Source organism: Pseudomonas sp. SED1, from assembly GCF_034044025.1.
Lineage (GTDB): Bacteria > Pseudomonadota > Gammaproteobacteria > Pseudomonadales > Pseudomonadaceae > Aquipseudomonas.
The window spans coordinates 55,331-75,713 of record NZ_JAXCIS010000051.1; the positions used below are offsets into that span (position 1 = coordinate 55,331).

16 protein-coding genes are annotated in these 20,383 nt (G+C 60.1%); 5 read left to right on the forward strand and 11 right to left on the reverse strand.

Annotated elements, in window-relative coordinates; all coding sequences use genetic code 11:
• The first annotated feature begins 292 nt into the window (after positions 1 to 292).
• On the forward strand, positions 293 to 2,005 hold the full coding sequence (locus tag SNL23_RS07190) for a TerD family protein (RefSeq protein WP_318301917.1): 1,713 nt from the start codon (positions 293 to 295) through the stop codon (positions 2,003 to 2,005).
• A gap of 161 nt (positions 2,006 to 2,166) precedes the next feature.
• On the opposite strand, the gene guaA is transcribed toward SNL23_RS07190, so the two are convergent.
• From guaA to SNL23_RS07210, 4 genes are all read right to left on the reverse strand, one after another.
• The gene (guaA, locus tag SNL23_RS07195; RefSeq protein WP_076017532.1) at positions 2,167 to 3,744 is read right to left on the reverse strand and encodes a glutamine-hydrolyzing GMP synthase; all 1,578 of its coding nucleotides are present in this window, start codon (positions 3,742 to 3,744) and stop codon (positions 2,167 to 2,169) included.
• A gap of 82 nt (positions 3,745 to 3,826) precedes the next feature.
• On the reverse strand, positions 3,827 to 5,296 hold the full coding sequence (gene guaB, locus SNL23_RS07200; RefSeq protein WP_076017533.1) for an IMP dehydrogenase: 1,470 nt from the start codon (positions 5,294 to 5,296) through the stop codon (positions 3,827 to 3,829).
• A 250-nt stretch (positions 5,297 to 5,546) separates the two neighbouring features.
• Positions 5,547 to 6,095: a hypothetical protein gene (locus SNL23_RS07205; protein ID WP_003209647.1), complete on the reverse strand. Its 549-nt coding sequence runs from the start codon at positions 6,093 to 6,095 to the stop codon at positions 5,547 to 5,549.
• Between the two features lie 161 nt (positions 6,096 to 6,256).
• A complete protein-coding gene (locus SNL23_RS07210; RefSeq protein ID WP_076017534.1) occupies positions 6,257 to 7,024 on the reverse strand; it encodes a sulfite exporter TauE/SafE family protein in 768 nt (255 codons plus the stop codon).
• A 99-nt stretch (positions 7,025 to 7,123) separates the two neighbouring features.
• On the opposite strand from SNL23_RS07210, the gene SNL23_RS07215 reads away from it, so the two are divergent.
• The 4 genes from SNL23_RS07215 to leuA all read left to right on the forward strand — a co-directional run bounded on the left by SNL23_RS07215 (position 7,124) and on the right by leuA (position 12,229).
• The gene (locus SNL23_RS07215; RefSeq protein WP_318301918.1) at positions 7,124 to 8,014 is read left to right on the forward strand and encodes a LysR family transcriptional regulator; all 891 of its coding nucleotides are present in this window, start codon (positions 7,124 to 7,126) and stop codon (positions 8,012 to 8,014) included.
• Between the two features lie 10 nt (positions 8,015 to 8,024).
• Positions 8,025 to 9,404, forward strand: coding sequence for an exodeoxyribonuclease VII large subunit (gene xseA, locus SNL23_RS07220; RefSeq protein WP_318301919.1), 1,380 nt, complete (start codon positions 8,025 to 8,027; stop codon positions 9,402 to 9,404).
• 3 nt (positions 9,405 to 9,407) lie between these two features.
• Positions 9,408 to 10,229 carry a peptidoglycan DD-metalloendopeptidase family protein gene (locus tag SNL23_RS07225; protein ID WP_076017537.1) on the forward strand — a complete coding sequence of 274 codons (822 nt, stop codon included), beginning with the start codon at positions 9,408 to 9,410 and terminating at the stop codon, positions 10,227 to 10,229.
• A 320-nt stretch (positions 10,230 to 10,549) separates the two neighbouring features.
• Positions 10,550 to 12,229 carry a 2-isopropylmalate synthase gene (leuA, locus tag SNL23_RS07230; RefSeq protein WP_076017538.1) on the forward strand — a complete coding sequence of 560 codons (1,680 nt, stop codon included), beginning with the start codon at positions 10,550 to 10,552 and terminating at the stop codon, positions 12,227 to 12,229.
• A 193-nt stretch (positions 12,230 to 12,422) separates the two neighbouring features.
• Here leuA and SNL23_RS07235 read toward each other — a convergent pair whose 3' ends face one another.
• From SNL23_RS07235 to ispG, 7 genes are all read right to left on the reverse strand, one after another.
• Entirely contained in the window at positions 12,423 to 13,214 is a 792-nt protein-coding gene (locus SNL23_RS07235) for an amidohydrolase (protein WP_318301920.1), read from the reverse strand.
• On the reverse strand, positions 13,202 to 14,350 hold the full coding sequence (locus SNL23_RS07240) for a pyridoxal phosphate-dependent aminotransferase (protein WP_167664529.1): 1,149 nt from the start codon (positions 14,348 to 14,350) through the stop codon (positions 13,202 to 13,204). Before SNL23_RS07240 ends, SNL23_RS07235 begins: the two co-directional genes overlap by 13 nt.
• Positions 14,351 to 14,458: 108 nt before the next feature.
• Positions 14,459 to 15,928, reverse strand: coding sequence for a ribosome biogenesis GTPase Der (gene der, locus SNL23_RS07245; protein WP_076017541.1), 1,470 nt, complete (start codon positions 15,926 to 15,928; stop codon positions 14,459 to 14,461).
• Between the two features lie 205 nt (positions 15,929 to 16,133).
• Positions 16,134 to 17,285 carry an outer membrane protein assembly factor BamB gene (gene bamB, locus SNL23_RS07250; RefSeq protein ID WP_167664530.1) on the reverse strand — a complete coding sequence of 384 codons (1,152 nt, stop codon included), beginning with the start codon at positions 17,283 to 17,285 and terminating at the stop codon, positions 16,134 to 16,136.
• On the reverse strand, positions 17,278 to 17,919 hold the full coding sequence (locus SNL23_RS07255; RefSeq protein ID WP_010176862.1) for a YfgM family protein: 642 nt from the start codon (positions 17,917 to 17,919) through the stop codon (positions 17,278 to 17,280). The genes bamB and SNL23_RS07255 overlap by 8 nt, the downstream gene beginning before the upstream one ends.
• A gap of 40 nt (positions 17,920 to 17,959) precedes the next feature.
• Positions 17,960 to 19,249, reverse strand: coding sequence for a histidine--tRNA ligase (gene hisS, locus SNL23_RS07260; protein WP_318301921.1), 1,290 nt, complete (start codon positions 19,247 to 19,249; stop codon positions 17,960 to 17,962).
• Positions 19,250 to 19,270: 21 nt separating this feature from the next.
• A complete protein-coding gene (gene ispG / locus SNL23_RS07265) occupies positions 19,271 to 20,380 on the reverse strand; it encodes a flavodoxin-dependent (E)-4-hydroxy-3-methylbut-2-enyl-diphosphate synthase (RefSeq protein WP_017478664.1) in 1,110 nt (369 codons plus the stop codon).
• Between the last annotated feature and the right edge of the window lie 3 nt (positions 20,381 to 20,383).

Here is a 20,383-nt window from a genome sequence, read left to right on the forward strand (position 1 = left end):
GCGCGCTCAGGTCGCGTCGGCTGTGCGGGAAGTCACGGCGTTCCGATGCGTACTATCAGAGCCTCTGATTGAACAAATCGGCATGTTGTCACCGACAGAACTCAAGTATTGGCTACGCGAAATTGTCGGAGTCCTTCGGCGGGAAACTGGGGCTCATGTACACCACAGGCCATTTTATCCAGACTTTCCAGAGCAGGTTCTTACGGCATCAGAGGCGGAGTTGTACCTTAACGCCGTCATACACTATTTCACTCTTTGGCGTTTACCCCCGACTGAACACCATCGACCTGCAATGCTTGAAGGAAACGTCATATCCCGCGTTATCGAATCGGGAAGCGTCTCTGAGTTCGAGTCACTGCTCGAACCGCTGGTTTCATCGCGCACCTCGCTCTCCGAAGAGGAAACTGCCGATGTCGTCTGGTTTATCCGAGAGTACAAAAGCGATGTGTTCCGACTGCTGCCTGAGGCCGTACCGTTCCGGGAGATCCGTGCACAGGTTGGAGGCGCACTTATCCTGCATGTAGCTGGCGATGCAAGGGTGGACGCATTCCTGGAGCGAAACGTCGAGACGGCGACTGACGTGTTGCGACTCGCGGTCGCGCTGAATGGAGGAGACGTATCACTGACGACAGCTTCGACACGTTTTACAGCGATGAAGCGCTCGATGCGCCGTCTGCTGTTACGCATGCTCGACCACATACCCAACGCTACAGAAGACGTGATGCGACATGCTGAGAGATGGAAACGCCTGGCTGAAGTACTGCATCCTGGCGACTACGCCGATAAGTACCCACGAGCGCTAGCCTCCATCACGGCAGCACGCCGCAACGAAGCGCCAGCCTCATTTGGATCTCGTGTCGAAACATTGCTTGCTCAGCGCCACATCGCCACGCTTACGCCCATACTACAGAGCCATCCTGGTGAGTTCGCACGACGTCTGGACGCGACCCTGCGGCTCGCGACGGAACCAGAGTCGGTTCTCGACGCGTTCGAGGCGGTTGCAATAAAAGTGTCCTCACCTGTCCTGCTGCAGTTGCTGGCCCAGTTACGTGCGCCGCGCCCCCTCCCCCTGCGAGCATTCACACCGAAAGGTTCATTTGCCAAAATCTATGGCATTAAGGACCGACGCGAACCTCTCGCTCCCGACGTGTTGGCTCGTGCAGCCAGAATCTGCGAGGACGCTCTCATAACGCGTTTTGCGTCGCTACCGCCACTAGGCCGCTGTTTCATCGATCCAGCATTGCGCGAAAACAGGGTGCCGCTGGCGCAGCGTGCCTCATCGAAGTCGCTACGTACGCTGGTGCGAGGCAGTCGGTTGCCTATGCCTGACACACGTTTCATTCGCCTGTTCCTGTGGTGGAAGAACGGCCGTGCACGCACGGACATCGACTTGTCCGCAGCATTTTTCGATGCCAACTTCGTGTTCAAACAGACGGTCGCGTACTACAACTTGAAGGGCTTCGGCGGCTACCACAGTGGCGATATCGTCGACGCGCCCGAAGGAGCTTCGGAATTCATTGACCTCGACCTCAATGTCCTCGTCGAGAAGGGTATCCGCTATGTCGTCACGTCTATCAACTCATTCACCGAACAGCCGTACTGCGATCTTCCAGAATGTTTCGCTGGCTGGATGGCCCGCACCGACGCGGCGTCTGGTGAAGTATTCGAGCCACGCTCCGTGTTCGACCGTATCGATATCGCATCCGACACAGTGATCTGTCTGCCATTCGTGATGGACTTGCAGGAACGACGCATGATTTGGGCCGATCTAGGGCTCACTTCAGCTCCACGGTGGAACAACGCCCAGAACAACCTCAGTGGGGTATCGTTGATGCTGCGAGCGTTGGTACATACACCAAGGCCGGATTTGGAGACTCTGTTCGATTTACATGTTCGAGCACGGGGCGTACGAGTAGCCTCACCGCAGCAGGCACAGGCGGTGTTTGCGCCTGATCAAGGGATAACACCGTTCGATACGGATTTGATTCGATCACGATTTCTCTAATACCTCCGCCAGCCCAGCCGTACATTGAAAACGACGGCTCTTGCTTCGGAGCTTTCTACCCAAAAACAAAAATGCCAGTCAGCATAACTGACTGGCATTGGCCAAACCCCTAACTGCGCTACGAATCTAGCGCTGGACACTATTAAGTGCCGGGCGCCCTGTTACTCCCACTCAATCGTCGCCGGCGGCTTGCTCGACACGTCATAAGTCACGCGCGAAATACCTTCGATCTCATTGATGATACGACCGCTGACAGTCTCCAGCAGTTCGTACGGCAGGTGTGCCCAACGGGCGGTCATGAAGTCGATGGTTTCCACCGCACGCAGGGCAACAACCCATGCATAACGACGGCCATCACCGACCACGCCAACCGATTTCACCGGCTGGAACACCACGAATGCCTGGCTGACCTTGTGGTACCAGTCGGCCTTGCGCAGTTCTTCGATGAAGATGTGGTCGGCGCGACGCAGCAGGTCGGCGTATTCCTTCTTCACTTCACCCAGGATCCGCACGCCCAGGCCCGGGCCCGGGAAGGGGTGGCGGTAGACCATGTCGTATGGCAGGCCCAGCTCCAGACCCAGACGACGGACTTCGTCCTTGAACAGTTCGCGCAGTGGTTCTACCAGCTTGAGGTTCATTTCCTCAGGCAGGCCGCCCACGTTGTGGTGGGACTTGATCACGTGGGCCTTGCCGCTCTTGGCGCCAGCCGACTCGATCACGTCCGGGTAGATGGTGCCTTGGGCGAGGTACTTGATGTTGTCCAGGCTGTTGGACTGGGCATCGAATACGTCGATGAAGGTGCGACCGATGATCTTGCGCTTCTTCTCCGGGTCGGACTCGCCAGCCAGGTTGTTCAGGAACTGCTCCTCAGCGTTGGCGCGAATCACCTTGACGCCCATGTTCTCGGCGAACATGGCCATCACTTGCTCGCCTTCGTGCAAGCGCAGCAGGCCGTTGTCGACGAATACACAGGTCAGTTGGTCGCCGATGGCCTTGTGCAGCAGAGCCGCAACCACGGAGGAGTCCACACCGCCGGACAGGCCCAGCAGGACGTTGTCGGTGCCGACCTGGGCACGGATGTTGGCGATGGCGTCTTCAGCGATTTTCGACGGGGTCCACAGCGCTTCACAGCCGCAAATGTCGAGGATGAAGCGCGACAGGATGCGACCGCCTTGCTTGGTGTGGGTCACTTCCGGGTGGAACTGCACGCCGTAGTAGCCGCGCTCGTCGTTGAACATACCGGCGATCGGGCAGCTCGGGGTGCTGGCCAGGATGTGGAAGTCTTGCGGCATCTTGGTGACCTTGTCACCGTGGCTCATCCACACGTCGAGGCCGAACAGGCCGTCGGCGTCGATGTGGTCTTCGATGCCGTCCAGCAGGCGGCTCTTGCCGACTACGTCGACACGGGCGTAACCGAATTCACGCAGCTCGGAACCTTCAACCTTGCCGCCCAGTTGCTCGGCCATGGTCTGCATGCCATAGCAGATACCGAAGACCGGCACGCCCAGGTCAAACACCGCCTGCGGGCAACGCGGGCTGTTGGCTTCGTGCACGGACTCGGGGCCGCCGGCGAGAATGACGCCTTTTGGAGCGAATTCGCGAATCGCTTCGTCGTCCATGTCGAACGGATGCAGTTCGCAGTACACGCCGATTTCACGCACGCGGCGGGCGATCAGCTGGGTGTACTGGGAACCGAAGTCGAGGATCAGGATGCGGTGGGCGTGAATGTCGAGGGCCATGAGATCAGTCTCGTCTAATGAATCAGAAACAACTCGGGGCTGAATAAGACAGCCCCGGTTACTTAACTATTTGCTGGAAGCATCAACCTACGCGGTAGTTTGGCGCTTCCTTGGTGATCTGTACGTCGTGGACGTGGGACTCGGCCATACCGGCACCGGTGATCCGCACGAACTCAGGCTTGGTGCGCATTTCTTCGATGTCGGCGCTGCCGGTGTAGCCCATCGAGGAACGCAGGCCGCCCATCAGTTGATGGATGATGGCGCTCAGGGTGCCCTTGTACGGAACACGCCCTTCAATGCCTTCCGGTACCAGCTTCTCGGCGCCCGCGGAGGAGTCCTGGAAGTAACGGTCGGAAGAGCCTTGAGCCTGGGACATGGCGCCCAGGGAACCCATGCCACGGTAAGCCTTGTACGAACGACCCTGGAACAGTTCGATCTCGCCTGGTGCTTCTTCAGTACCGGCGAACATCGAGCCCATCATCACGCAGGAAGCACCCGCTACGATGGCCTTGGACAGGTCACCGGAGAAACGGATGCCGCCGTCGGCGATCAACGGTACGCCGGTGCCTTCAAGGGCAGCGGCGACGTTGGCGATGGCGCTGATTTGCGGCACGCCTACACCGGCCACGATACGGGTGGTGCAGATCGAACCAGGGCCGATACCGACCTTGACTGCATCAGCACCGGCTTCGGCCAGGGCCTTGGCGGCAGCGCCGGTGGCAATGTTGCCGCCGATCACTTGCACGTCAGGGAAGTTTTGTTTGACCCAGCGAACGCGGTCGATCACGCCTTTGGAGTGACCGTGGGCAGTGTCGACCACCACCACGTCAACACCGGCAGCCACCAGGGCCGCTACACGGTCACCGGTGTCTTTACCGGTACCGACCGCAGCGCCTACGCGCAGACGACCTTGGTCATCCTTGCTGGCCAGCGGGTAAGCCTTGGCTTTTTCGATGTCGTTGACGGTCATCATGCCCTTGAGGGCGAATTTGTCGTCGACGATCAGTACGCGTTCAATGCGGTGCTTGTGCAACAGCTCACGAGCGTCGTCCTTGTCCGCGCCTTCCATGACAGTGACCAGGCGCTCTTTAGGCGTCATCACTTCGCGGACGGTGATTTCAAGACGGTTCTCGAAACGCACGTCACGGGAAGTGACGATGCCGACCAGGTCGCCATCGTGCAGTACCGGAACGCCGGAGATGTTGTGCAGGCGGGTCAGGTCGAACAGGTCACGAACGGTGGCATCGGCCTCGATGGTGATCGGGTCCTTGACCACACCGGCTTCGTAACGCTTGACCTTGCGAACTTCGGCAGCTTGCTGCTCGATGGTCATGTTCTTGTGGATGATGCCGATGCCGCCTTCCTGAGCCATGGCAATTGCCAAACGGGCTTCGGTGACGGTGTCCATGGCAGCGGAAACCAGAGGAATATTCAGCTCGATGCCACGGGTTAGGCGGGTCTTGAGACTGACTTCGTTAGGAAGCACCTCGGAATAACCGGGCACTAGGAGAATGTCGTCGAATGTCAGAGCTTCTTGGCTGATACGCAGCATCGCGGGGGCTCCCGAGCGGGAAAATGGAAGCGCGCCATTATAGTCAGACACCCCCTCGGGTTCAATGTAAAACTCTGACAAACTTGGTAATACTGATAGATGGATGATTTTTTCAACACTGATCGTTCCCACGCTCTGCGTGGGAATGCCGCTTTGGGCGCTCCGCGTCCTGCAGGCGCTGCATGCCAGGGCGACGCGGAGCGTCACGGGAAGCGTTCCCACGCGGGAGCGTGGGAACGATCACATCGGATTAAAGTTCGACTTTGACCCAACTCATCTTCTGGTCCAGCCAGTCGGCAAATTCGTCGATAAAACTCTGCTTGAACCCCGCCTCCGCCCAGTTATTGAAGATAAATCCCAGGTTGGAAAAGCCGCACTCCTGCAGGAACAGGAAGCCATTGATGTCGTCTTCATGCCCACACAGCGGGCAGGTGAAGTTATCGGTGTGGCCGGGCATCCAGTCTTCCAGGCTTTCGAACAGTGCTTCGCCGACTTCCTTGAGGCATTCGGGGCAGCCGGCTTCTTCGAGAAAGCCCTTGGCAGGGGTGTAGATGCAGCGCTTGTAGATGATCTCCAGGCCGTTGATCGGCTCGTTGAACGGCAGTGCGTCGGGATGCAGCACCACGGCGCGGGCACCGTCGGCCAGGGCGTAGCCCATGCGGTTGCCGGTGCGCCCGCAGGTGGTGAGTTCTTCCTTGACGATGTTCTTGCGCACCAGCCAGCGCACAATCGCCCGGGCGCGGGGTTCGTGGACGGGCAAGGTGGAGATCTTGGGGACAAGGATGCTTTGGGAGTTCATGGTGCCTGGGTGTCCTGCGGTGTGGCTTCTGACGCCTTCGCGAGCAAGCCCGCTCCCACATTCGACCGCGTTCCTACAGGATAAATGCAGTCGAATGTGGGAGCGGGCTTGCTCGCGAAGAGGCCCTAAAGCCCGGCAGCTTAATCCCTGACACCCACAGGTCAAGTACTCAAGTAACGGGCAATCAGTGCAATGCCGCTGGCCAGCACCAGCCAGGTCACCAACCGCACGAACGCCTCGCGGGACATACGCAGTGTCAGCCGCCGCCCGGCCCACAGCCCGAGCGCCATGGCCGGCAACAGGCACACCGCCAACATCAACAAGGGTAGCTCGGCATACACGCCCGCGATCAAAAACAGGCTCAGGCGCACCACCGTGCTGCAACTGATCAAGGCACTCTGGGTCGCCCGCGCGCCATCCTTGGGTAAACGGCTGTTGAGGTAGATCGCATACAGAAAACCGCCACTGCCGAACAATGCCCCGAACAACCCACCGACAACTCCCATGGGAATCGCCCAACCGGCCGCCAGTTGCGTGGGTTTGGCCTTCACCGCCAGGCTGTAGATCGCATAGGCGCTGATAAACAGCCCCATCAGCAGCAACAATAAATCGGAGTGCAGGTTAAGCAGGAAGATCACCCCCAGGGTGCAGCCAATCGCCATGCACGGCAGCAGCCTCAGTAACTCGGGCTTCACCACATCCCGCCGCGATTGCAGGAGGTTGCCAAAGGCCGCGACAAAATCCAGCAGCACCAGCAACGGGATGATCTTCGACAGCGGCATGAACAGAATCAGGATCGGCCCCGCCACCAGCGCAGTACCAAAACCGGCGATACCAAATACGATATAGGCCAGGGCAATCGCCACGCCGATCACCAGCCAGTCAACACCGCCAAACGACCAATGACTCAACAGTTCGACCGGGCTCATGACGTATTCCTTATTGGAGATGGCCATCACTTTAGCCATTGGCGAGGGTTGCGACTAATATCTTCAAAGCTCGCCACCCATCTCGAAAAGGCATGACTTGTGATTTCTACCCGGCAGTTGCGTTACTTCGTCGAAATCGCCGAGAGCGGCAGCTTCAGCGCGGCGGCCGAGCGGCTGTTTGTAGCGCAATCGGCCCTCAGCCGGCAGATCAAGGAGCTGGAAAACCTGCTGCAAACGCCCTTATTCGAACGCACCGCACGCCAGCCACGGCTAACGGTTGCGGGCGAGGCGTTTTATCCACGGGCACGCAACCTGCTGGGCGAACTGCTCAAGGCCAGTGAAATGGCGACGCAAGTGGGCAATGGCCAACTCGGCACGCTGCGGATGAGCCATTCGAGCACGGTGCCGATGAGTGGCCGCCTGCTGCGCGGCATCGGTGCCTGGCTGGAGCAATGCCCGGGCGTGTCGATGGACATCGTCAAACTGTCCTCCGAAGCCCAGCTGGAAGAAATCGCCGACGGTCGGCTGGAGATCGGGCTGTTGCGCTTGCCGGTGTTGCGCCAGCGCGAAGGCGTGCGCATCGTGCCGTTATATAGCGAGCGGGTGTTGCTGGCCGTGCCGCCGAATCACCGGTTGGCCGGGCACACATCCGGTATCGATTTGGCGCAACTGAAGAACGAAGCGTTTATCTCGATCCCTCACCCACAGCGCGGAGGGCTGAGTTACCTGTCAGCCGAGTTGTGCATGCGTGCAGGATTTTTCCCCAAGGCCGCCCGAGTGATGTCGCGCAAGACCACGCAGTTACAGCTGATCCAGGCCGGATTCGGGATCGCCTTGCTGCCGGAGTCGATGCAGGACATTGCGCCGGCCAACATCCATTTTTTACCCCTGGCCGATCCCGATTGCCAAAGCACCGTCGCCCTCGCCTGCCAGCAAACGCCGAGCGCGCTGGTGGAGCAGTTCTGTCAAACCCTGCACGAATGCCTATAAACTGCCGCCCATGATTAAAGATCCCTTTGCCCGTCTGGGCCTGGACCGCGAAGTCCTGACTGTCAGCCAGCTCAACGGCCGCGCGCGGGTGTTGCTGGAAGACGTGTTCACCAATATCTGGGTCGAAGGCGAGATCTCCAACCTTGCCCGCCCGGCCTCCGGCCACGTGTATTTCACCCTCAAGGACAGTGGCGCCCAAGTGCGTTGTGCGCTGTTCCGGCAGAATGCCGCACGGGTGCGCCAGGCGTTGAAAGACGGCCTGGCGGTGAAGGTACGGGGCAAGGTCTCGCTGTTTGAGGGCCGTGGCGACTATCAGCTGATTCTCGACACGGTGGAGCCGGCCGGTGACGGCGCACTGCGCCTGGCCTTCGACGCGCTGAAGGAAAAACTCAGCGCCGAAGGTTTGTTCAGTGCCGAGCGCAAGGTGCCGCTGCCCGCGCACCCACGGCGCATCGGGATTATCAGCTCACCCACCGGCGCGGTGATTCGCGACATCATCAGCGTGTTCCGCCGCCGGGCACCCAACGTGGAACTGACGCTGATCCCGACAGCCGTGCAAGGTCGTGAAGCCGTGGCGCAGATCGTCCGCGCACTGAAGCTGGCCGATGCACGCGGCTTCGACGCGCTGATCCTGGCCCGTGGCGGCGGCTCGCTGGAAGACCTCTGGTGCTTCAACGAAGAAGCCGTGGCGCGTGCCGTGGACGCCTGCGTGACGCCCATCGTCAGCGCCGTTGGCCATGAGACCGATGTGTCGATCAGCGACTTTGTCGCCGACGTACGCGCCCCTACCCCCTCCGCCGCTGCCGAGCTGTTAGCGCCGGACTCCAGTCACCTGGCTCGCCAAGTAGAGAATCTGCACCGCCGCCTGGTGATGCTGATGCGCAACCGCCTGACCCACGACCGCCTGCGCCTGGAAGGCATGGCCCGTCGCCTGCGTCACCCGGGCGAACGTCTGCGCCAGCAAGCCCAGCGCCTCGACGACCTGGACATGCGCCTGCGCCGAGCCTTCGAACACAGCCTCAACACCCGTCGCGAACGGCTGATCCGCCTCGAAACCCGCCTCGCCGGCCAGCACCCTGGGCGTCAATTGGCGCTGCTGCGCCAACGCCTGGACAGCCTCGCCGAACGCCTGCCCCGCGCCATGCGCGAAGGCCTCAAGGCCCGTCGCCTGCAACTGCAAAGCCAGGTGCAAACGCTGCACGTGGTCAGCCCGCTGGCTACTCTCGGACGCGGCTACAGCATCCTGCTCGACGAGCGCGGCCAGGCAATACGCAACGCCGCGCAAACCCACACCGGCCAGCGCCTGACCGCGCGCCTCGGTGAAGGCCAATTGCAAGTGCGGGTGGAAGACAACCACCTGACGCCCGTCACCCTCTCGTTACTGGATTGATTGATGCCACGCTTTTTAAGTTTGTTGATGCTGTTGTGCCTGACCTTCAATGCCCATGCCGATAGCTACATCACTCGCTTGCTGAACAAGCCGGTACCCGGTGGCGTCGCAGTGGTCGACCTCGGCACTTCGGCGACGGCGCCCAAAGCCACCTACCTGAACCGGCCAGTGCTGGTGGTGAAGGAACAGAACAACTGGCTGGCGATTGTCGGTATCCCGCTGACGGTCAAACCCGGCACCCAACGAATCACCAGCGGTGCGCAGAACCTGCCGTTTGTCGTGGGGTTCAAGAAATACCCCGAGCAGCACATCACCCTGAAGAACAAAAGCCAGGTGAACCCGGACCCGGCGCAGCTCAAACGCATCGAGGGCGAGCTGGCGGTCCAGCTCAAGGCCTATCGCAGCTTCAGCCCGAACACGCCGAGCAACCTGCTGCTGGACAAGCCGGTGAACGGGCCGCTGTCGAGCAAGTTCGGCGTACGACGTTTCTTCAATGGCGAGGAGCGTAATCCGCATTCGGGCCTGGACTTTGCCGTGGGCGCCGGAACGCCGATCAAGACCCCGGCGGCGGGCAAGGTGATTCTGACCGGTAACTACTTCTTCAACGGCAACACCGTGTTTGTCGACCATGGCCAGGGCTTTATCAGCATGTTCTGCCATATGTCGAAGATAGATGTGAGCGTTGGCCAGCAACTGGCCCGTGGTGCGGTAGTGGGCAAGGTCGGTTCCACCGGCCGGGCGACCGGGCCGCATATGCATTGGAACATCAGCCTGAACGACGCACGGGTGGATCCGGCGATCTTTATCGGCGCGTTTCAGCCCTGACGTTCAATTGCGCACCCGGCAACGGGTGCGCAAACAAAACAACCCTGCGCACAATTATCAACCATAAAATCTCGTTTTCTTAGCCGATAGAAGAACTTCTCTCAATTTTTTTCGACTGCTTGCCATCTTTCACCCCGGCGGTTAGGGTTGGACCTATGAAAACCTCTCACACCCTCATTCAGCTCCGCCAGCACCGCAGCCTGTGCCTCGTCAGCGCACGACTGCCAGGCTGAATCGATCTGCCTCGTCTTCTGCTTTATTCCCAATAACAGTTTTACGGCAGGCCGCCTCTTCTCGGCCCCTAAACAAAGGATTTCCCGATGAGCATGCTCAAAGACCCGTCTTCGAAGTACCGCGCGTTCCCGACCATTGATATCCCGGACCGCACCTGGCCGTCGAAGACCATTACCGCCGCGCCGATCTGGTGCAGTTCCGACTTGCGCGACGGCAACCAGTCGCTGATCGAGCCGATGGACGCGGTGAAAAAGCTGCGCTTCTGGAAGACCTTGGTCGCCGTCGGTGTGAAGGAAATCGAAGCCTCCTTCCCGGCCGCGTCGCAAACCGATTTCGACTTCGTGCGTACCCTGATCGAAGACAATCACATCCCCGAGGACACCACCATCCAGGTGCTGACCCAGGGCCGTGAAGACTTGATCGCACGCACCTTCGAATCCCTGCGCGGGGCGAAGAAAGCCATCGTTCACTTGTACAACGCCACCTCGCCGTCGTTCCGCCGCATCGTGTTCAACCAAGACAAGGACGGCATCAAGGCCATCGCGGTCAACGCCGCCAAGCTGTTCGTCAAATACGCCGCCCAGCAGCCGGAAACCCAGTGGACCTTCGAGTACTCGCCAGAGACCTTCAGCGCCACTGAGCTTGAGTTCGCCAAGGAAGTCTGTGATGCGGTGATCGAGGTCTGGAACCCGACCCCTGAGCACAAGGTGATTCTCAACCTGCCAGCTACCGTTGAATGCGCCACCCCGAACATCTATGCCGACCAGATCGAGTGGTTCGGTCGCCATATCAACCGTCGTGACAGCGTGATCATCAGCCTGCACACCCACAACGACCGTGGCACCGGCGTGGCCGCTACCGAATTGGGCCTGATGGCTGGCGCCGACCGTGTCGAAGGCTGCCTGTTCGGCAACGGCGAGCGTACCGGTAACGTCGACCTGGTGACCGTGGCGTTGAACATGTACACCCAGGGCCTCGACCCTCAGTTGGACTTCTCCGACATCGACGGCATCCGCAAAGTCGTGGAAGAGTGCAACCAGATCCCGGTGCACCCGCGTCACCCGTACGTCGGCGACCTGGTTCACACCGCGTTCTCCGGCTCCCACCAGGACGCGATCCGCAAGGGCTTCACCCAGCAGAAAGACGATACCCTGTGGGAAGTGCCGTACTTGCCGATCGACCCGGCGGACATCGGCCGCAGCTACGAGGCAGTGATTCGCGTCAACAGCCAGTCGGGCAAAGGCGGTATCGCCTACCTGCTGGAGCAGGAATACGGCATCAGCTTGCCGCGCCGCATGCAGATCGAGTTCAGCCAAGTGGTACAGGCCGAAACCGACCGCGTGGGCCTGGAGATGACCGCCTCGCAGATCTACAGCTTGTTGCAGCGTGAATACCTGCAGGCCAACATTCCTTACGCGCTGGTCAGCCATCGCTTGCAGGAAGAGAACGGCAACAGCTCGGTGGAAGTTGAAGTCTCCGGCAAGGGCCAGGGCGAAACCAACCTGCGCTGGCACGGTAAAGGCAACGGCGCCCTGGAAGCGCTGGTGGCCGGCCTGCCGATTGGTGTTGAGATCATGGACTACAACGAACACGCGATTGGAGCCGGCACCAATGCCAAGGCCGCTGCTTACATTGAGCTGCGAGTGAACGGTGAGCGTCCGGTGCACGGCGTGGGTATTGATGAGAACATCACCACGGCGAGCTTCAAGGCGGTGTTCAGTGCGCTGAACCGCTCGTTGAGCCAGCTGGAAGCGAAAGCGGCGTAAACACTGACCGCAAAATGCAAAAGGCCCCGGGATGAGAATCCAGGGGCTTTTTTATTAGAGTTTGTGGTGATTTTCAGGGCCTCTTCGCGAGCAAGCCCGCTCCCACATTTTGACCGCGTTCTTTCAGGTGGCGCAGGTCGAATGTGGGAGCGGGCTTGCTCGCGAAGGCAATTTATAAGGCGACGAAAATCCTTCAGGTGAACTCGAAGCTGTCCGCATCCAGGTTCGCCGGGAAGCGTGTGCGGTAATCCGCCAATTCCGCTGCGTCCAGGCACACTTGGAACACCCCGTCCGCCTCCCCTGCGCTCAGCAGGCTTTCTCCCTGGAAGTCCACGACCTGGCTGTCGCCGGTGTAGGCAAAACCCTTCCCGTCCGTGCCAACCCGATTTACTGCCGCCACGTAGCACAGGTTTTCAATTGCCCGTGCCGGCAACAAGCGGTTCCAGTGCTGGCGCCGAGCACCCGGCCAGTTCGCGGTGTACAGCAGCAGGTCCGTGTCACGGGCGTCACGGCTCCACACCGGGAAGCGCAGGTCGTAGCAAATCAACGGACGAATCCGCCAGCCCTTGAGTTCGAACTGCACCTGGCGCTCGCCGGGGGTGTAGTGATCGTGCTCACCGGCCATGCGGAACAGGTGACGCTTATCGTAGTGCAGCACCTCGCCATCCGGGCGCGCCCACAGCAGGCGATTGCGGTGGCTGCCGTCGGCGGCCTGGATGATCACGCTGCCGGTGATCACCGCGTTGTACTTCTTCGCCTGGGCCTGCAGCCATTGATGAGTGGGGCCGTTTTCGGGCTCGGCGAGGGTTTCCGATTCCATCGAGAAACCGGTGGTGAACATCTCCGGCAACACGATCAGGTCGGCGCCCTGGGCCTGGTCCAGCAGCAGTTCGAAATGCTCCAGGTTGGCCTGGCGGTCGTGCCAGGCCAGGGTGGTTTGCACCAGGGCAATGTTCAGGTTTGGCAGTGCACTCAGATCACGCATAGTTTCTCGGCTGCTTGGCGCAGCGTCTCCTCGCGTTTGGCAAAGCACAGTCGCACCAGGCGCTGGCCCTGCGGTGGGTTCTGGTAGAACACCGAGACCGGAATGGTCGCCACGCCATGTTCGCGGGTCATCCATAGCGACATGGCGACGTCATCCAGGTCCGGGCGAATCTGTGAGTAATCCACCAGTTGGAAGTAAGTACCGGCCACCCGGGTAAAGCTGAAACGCGACGGTTCCAGCAGGTCGCAGAACAGGTCGCGCTTGGCTTGATAGAAAGCCGGCAATTGCTCTACGTGTTCCGGGTGTTCGGCCATGAAGTCTGCCAAAGCGTACTGCAATGGGGTCACGCCGCAAAAGTTGACATATTGATGCACCTTGCGCAGCTCGGCACTGAGGGCCGGTGGCGCGACTACATAGCCGGTTTTCCAGCCGGTGACGTGGTAGGTCTTGCCGAAGGAGCTGACCACGAAGGCGCGCTGGTACAGCTCTTCGTGGGCCAGCACGCTGACATGGGGCACCCCGTCGAATACCAGATGCTCGTAGACCTCGTCGCTGACCAGGTAGATGTCGCGGTCGCGGATCAACTCGGCCAACTGGTCCAGCTCGGCGCGGCTGATCAGGGCACCCGTAGGGTTGTGCGGGCTGTTAAGGATGATCATGCGGGTGCGCGGGGACAGCGCCGCCTTGATCTGTTCGAAGTCGAGGGAGAAGTCATTCAGGCCCAGTTGCACATGTATGCAGCGACCGCCCGCCAGCTCAACCGAGGGCTCATAGCTGTCGTAGGCCGGATCGAACACGATCACTTCATCACCGCTGCGGATCACCGCCTGAATCGCGCAGAAGATCGCTTCAGTCGCGCCAGGGGTGATGGTTACTTCGCTGTCGGCATTCACCGTGGCCCCATAGCTGCGGGCGATCTTGGCCGCCACTTGCTGACGCAGCACCGGTAGGCCGGTCATGGGTGCGTACTGGTTATGGCCGAGGGCAATGTGCTTGCCCACCGCATCAAGCAAACCCTGAGGCCCATTGAAGTCGGGAAAACCCTGGGACAGGTTGAGCGCACCGGTTTCGGCGGCGAGTTGCGACATGGTGGTGAAGATGGTGGTGCCGACATTCGGCAGCTTGCTGGTGATCATCGGTGCGCCCCTTGCGGTGAGCCCCAAGTTTTAAGCTGCATGCCGCGAAGGGTCAACCGCCAGGCACAAAAAAGGGCTCTATAAGAGCCCTTTTTCAACCGATCAGGATCAGCGCTTGTCGCGGCGCTTTTTGTCGGCTTTCTTGTGGTGCGTCATCATCCGGCGCTTTTTGTTTACCTGGCGGTCGGTGAGGCTGTTCTTGTTACCTTCGTACGGGTTCTCGCCCCCCTTGAACTCGATACGGATCGGCGTACCGACCAGTTTCAAGACACGGCGATAGGTGTTTTCCAGGTAACGCACGTAGGACTTCGGCACCTTCTCCAACTGGTTACCGTGAATCACGATAATCGGCGGGTTGGCACCACCCAAGTGAGCGTAACGCAGCTTGATCCTACGGTTGTTGACCATCGGCGGCGCGTGCTCGCTGACCGCATCTTCCAGAATCTGGGTCAGGCGGTTGGTCGGCCAGCGGGTAACCGCGGACTTGAACGAGTTCTGCACCGAAGCGTAGAGGTTGCCCACGCCGGTACCGTGCAGTGCCGAGATAAAGTGGATATCGGCAAACTCGACGAAGAACAGGCGACGCTGCAGCTCGATCTTGACGAAATCGCGCTCGCTCGGCGTCATGCCGTCCCACTTGTTGATAGCGATCACCAGGGCGCGACCGGCTTCCAGGGCAAAGCCCAGCAAGTTCAGGTCGTGGTCTACCACGCCTTCGCGGGCGTCCATGACGAAGATCACCACGTTGGCGTCTTTGATGGCCTGCAGGGTTTTCACCACGGAGAACTTTTCAACTTCCTCGTGGATCTTGCCGCGCTTGCGCACACCGGCGGTGTCGATCAGCGTGTACTTCTCGTCGTTACGCTCGAACGGGATGTAGATACTGTCGCGGGTGGTGCCGGGCTCGTCGTAGACGATTACCCGATCTTCACCGAGCATGCGGTTGACCAGCGTCGACTTGCCGACGTTCGGGCGGCCGATGATCGCGATCTTGATACCGTCTTTTTCGCTTGGGCCAGGAATGCGCTTGGCTTCCTCGCCTTCGGCAACGATCTCTTCTTCGCCCTCTTCTTCCTCGTCGTCATCCTTGGGAAAGGTGCTGAGGGCGATTTCCAGCATCTGGGTGATGCCGCGACCATGGGCACCGGCAACCGGGATCGCATCACCCAGGCCCATCGGGCTGAATTCGGCACGGGCCGCCTCAGGATCGATGTTGTCGATCTTGTTGGCGACCAGATAGGAACGCTTGTTGCGCTTGCGCAGGTGCTCGCCAATCATCTGGTCAGCAGCGGTGTAGCCCGCGCGGGCGTCCACCAGGAACAACACGACGTCGGCTTCTTCAATGGCCAGCAGCGACTGCTCGGCCATCTTTTCGTCCATGCCATGCTCGTCACCGGAGATACCACCGGTGTCGACAATAATGTAGGAGCGCCCTTGCCACTTTGCCTCACCGTATTGGCGATCACGGGTCAGACCGGACAAGTCGCCGACGATAGCGTCGCGAGTCCTGGTCAGGCGGTTGAACAAGGTGGACTTGCCGACGTTAGGTCGGCCCACCAGGGCGATTACGGGAACCATGCGGCTCTCCACTTCGTTATTTCAGAAAATACAAAAGCCGCTGCAAGGCAGCGGCTGGTGCTCGACTGTAGGAGCGAGCTTGCTCGCGAAAAACGCAAAGGCACCGCGTTTATCCAGACTGCTCGCGTTATCGTTGACGATTTTCGCGAGCAAGCTTGCTCCTACAGGTGAAGCTGCCTGAGGGTTAGCCCCCCAAGCATAGTTCTTACTTGATGGTCAGCGCTTCCAGTTTGCCGCTGTTGCCATACACGTAAAGCATGTTACCCACTACCAGCGGACGAGCACGCAGGCCGTCGCTGTCGATACGCTCGCGACCGACGAAGCGACCGTCCACCTGGCTCAGCAGGTGCAGGTAGCCTTCAAAGTCGCCTACCGCTACGTAGCTGGAGAACACTTCTGGTGCCGACAACTGACGGCGAGCCAGGGAGTCGTTGCTCCACAATGCAGTGGTGGAACGCTCGTCGACACTTTCAACCGTGCCAGACGCCAGGCTTACGTAGACGCTGCCAAACCCTTGGGCGACACCGGCGTAGCTGGAAGCATCACGCTGCCAGTTGATCCGGCCGCTCTGCACGTCCAGCGCCGCAACACGGCCCTGGTAAGTGGCGACGTAAAGGGTTTCACCCGACAGCAGCAAGCCACCGTCGATGTCCACTACGCGGTCCAGTTCCGAACGACCCTGAGGAATAGCAACCCGGGTTTCCCAGGCCGGTACGCCGTTCTGGGTGTCCAGGGCGACCACTTTACCGGTCGACAGGCCTGCCAGTGCGAGGTTGCTGGTCACAACCGGACCGCTGGTACCGCGCAAGGTCAGGACCGCCGGCGTGCTGTCGTACAACCAGCGCTGGTTACCGGTGGCGGCGTCGAGGCCGATCACACGGTCATCCTGGGTTTGCACGACAACGATGTCACCGTTGGTAGCCGGTGGCGAGAGCACTTCACTGGTCACGCGAGCGCGCCATTTCTCTTCACCGGTGCTCTCGTCCAGCGCCACCACATCGCCTTTCAGCGTGCCGAGCAGCACCATGCCGGAACCCACGCCTACGGCGCCGGACACAGGCAGTTCGAGATCTTTCTTCCATTTGACGTCGCCGTTCATGCGATCCATGGAGACCACAACGCCGGTGGAGTCAGCAGCGAAGATGGTGTCACCGTCGATAGCCGGAACCATCAGGTTGTACAGATCGCCCTGACCGTCACCAATGGAGCGGCTCCACTGCTTTTGCAGGACCACTTCTTCCTTGAAGCTGGTCAGCTCGGCCGGAGGCAGTTCTTTTTTGCTGTTGCTGCTGCAACCCGCGGCCAAAACGGCCAGAGCCAGCAATGCTGCATGTTTCCAACGGATCACGTCACGCATCCCCTTTGGCCAAGTCGTCGAGCTTGATTTGTAAGCCACCGACCGCCGCTTCATCAGACAGCGCCGCCTTGGCTTTTTGGTACGCAGCATTGGCTTCGTCGGTACGACCCAATTGGACCAGCAGGTCGCCCTTGAGCTCTTCACGAGTAGCCAGGAATGCCTTGTCAGCATCGCCGTCGAGCAGTTTCAGTGCGTCGTCAGCCTTGTTCTGTGCCGCGAGTACCTGAGCCAGACGCTGACGTGCGATTTCACCCAGTGTCGGGTTGGCCGGCTTGTCGGTGATGGCTTTCAGCTCGGAGGCTGCGTCATCCAGCTTGCCGTTGTCGACCGCAACTTTTGCGACGAACAGGCTGCCGTATTGCGCGTATGTGCTACCGCCAAATTCGCTCTTCAGCTTGCCGGCCAGGTCTGCCACTTGGGCGAGGTCAGGCTTGCCGTTGGGCGTCAGCGTGGTTTCCAGCAATTGCTGATAGATAATCGAGGCGCCTTGCGACTGGTTAGCCTGATACTTGTGCCAGGCTTGCCAGCCGAACACCACTACTAAAGCCAGCAAACCGCCAGTGACCAGGGGCTTGCCGTTGCGCTGCCACCAGTCTTTGAACTCGGCCAGCTGGTCATCATCAGTACTCGACACCCCAATACTCCTTAATCGCTAAATCGGCTGTTTGACAGCTTCAACCCTGCACGATGCAGGTGGCCAGGTGCGCTGCAAGCGCATCAAAGGCAATGCTTTGTTGTTCACCCTGACCACGCAGGGGTTTGAAACTTACCACTTGCTGGGCCAATTCATCATCACCCAGGATCAGTGCATACAACGCACCGCTTTTGTCGGCTTTCTTGAACTGGCTTTTGAAGCTGCCGGCGCCGGCATTGACTTGCAGGCGCAGGTTCGGCAGTTGGTCTCGCAGCTTCTCGCTCAGGGCCAGGGCAGCCAGTTCGGCCGCCTCGCCGAAGACACAGAAGTACACGTCCACCTGACGGGAGATTTCTTCGGGGACCTGCTCCAGGGTTTCCAGCAGCAGGATCAGCCGCTCGATGCCCATGGCGAAACCAACACCAGTGGTCGGCTTGCCGCCCATCTGCTCGACCAGGCCGTCGTAACGGCCACCGGCACACACGGTGCCCTGGGCGCCGAGCTTGTCAGTGACCCACTCGAACACGGTCTTGCTGTAGTAATCGAGGCCACGCACCAGTTTCGGATTGATGACGTATGGAATACCGGCTGCATCCAGACGAGCCTTGAGGCCCTCGAAGTGGATGCGGGACTCGTCGTCCAGGTAGTCGGCCATTTTCGGCGCGTCCACGAGTACGGCCTGGGTCTCGGCGTTCTTGGTGTCCAGTACCCGAAGCGGGTTGGTTTTCAGGCGACGCTGACTGTCTTCGTCCAGCTTGTCCAGGTGGCCCGACAGGAATTCCACCAGGGCTTCACGGTAGCGGCCCCGGGATTCGCTGGTGCCCAGGCTGTTGAGCTCAAGCTTGACCGCGTCGCGAATACCCAGCATGCCCCACAGGCGCCAGGTCAGCACGATCAGCTCGGCGTCGATGTCCGGACCGTCGAGGTTGAACACTTCGAGGCCAATCTGGTGGAACTGGCGATAACGACCTTTCTGCGGACGCTCGTGGCGGAACATCGGGCCGATGTACCAGAGCTTCTGCGGCTGGCCACCGCCGGTAAGGCCATGCTCGAGCACTGCACGCACGCACGCGGCAGTGCCTTCCGGACGCAGGGTCAGGGAGTCGCCGTTGCGGTCTTCGAAGGTGTACATCTCTTTTTCGACGATGTCGGTCACTTCACCGATGGAGCGCTTGAACAGCTCGGTGAACTCGACGATCGGCATGCGGATCTGCTTGTAACCGTAGTTATCCAGCAGGCGCGCGACAGTGCCCTCGAAGTAGCGCCACAGGGGCGTCTGCTCAGGCAGGATGTCGTTCATGCCACGAATGGCTTGCAGAGACTTGCTCACATCTAATCCTTAAATTCGTTCTTAGCCGCGCGCGATCAGCGCTGCGTCAGCCGCGACTTTTTCGGCCGCTTTCTGGCGGATCAGCCGTTCCAGCTCATCCACCAGATTGTCATTCGTCAGTTTCTGCGACGGCTTGCCGTCGATGTAAATCAGGTTTGGCGTACCGCCGGTCAGGCCCACATGGGCTTCTTTAGCCTCACCCGGCCCGTTGACCACGCAACCAATCACTGCAACATCCAGCGGCACCAGCAGATCTTCGAGGCGTACTTCCAGTTCGTTCATGGTTTTCACCACGTCGAAGTTCTGCCGCGAGCAGCTCGGGCAGGCAATGAAGTTGATGCCACGGGAACGCAAATGCAGGGATTTGAGAATGTCGTAACCGACTTTCACTTCCTCTACCGGGTCTGCCGCGAGGGAGATGCGAATAGTATCGCCAATCCCGTCGGCCAGCAGCATACCGAGACCCACCGCAGATTTCACTGTGCCTGAGCGTAAACCGCCGGCTTCGGTGATACCCAAGTGCAATGGCTGGACAATTTCCTTGGCCAGCAGGCGGTACGCTTCTACCGCCATGAACACGTCGGAAGCCTTTACGCTGACCTTGAAGTCCTGGAAATTCAGGCGCTCAAGGTGTTCAACGTGGCGCAACGCGGACTCGACCAGGGCGGCCGGCGTCGGCTCGCCGTATTTCTTTTGCAGGTCTTTTTCCAGGGAACCGGCGTTGACGCCGATGCGGATTGGAATCCCGCGATCACGGGCGGCATCCACCACGGCGCGAACCCGGTCTTCACGACCGATGTTGCCCGGGTTGATCCGCAGGCAATCGACGCCCAGTTCGGCCACGCGCAAAGCGATCTTGTAGTCGAAGTGGATATCGGCGACCAGCGGCACCTTGACCAGTTGCTTGATGCGGCCAAAGGCTTCGGCAGCGTCCATGTCCGGTACGGAAACCCGCACGATGTCGACGCCCGCCGCTTCCAGGCGATTGATCTGGGCGACAGTGGCCGCCACATCATTGGTGTCGCTGTTGGTCATGCTCTGTACTGCGATGGGGGCATCGCCGCCCACCGGCACCGAGCCGACCCAGATCTTGCGCGATACGCGACGTTTGATTGGAGATTCGCCGTGCATGAC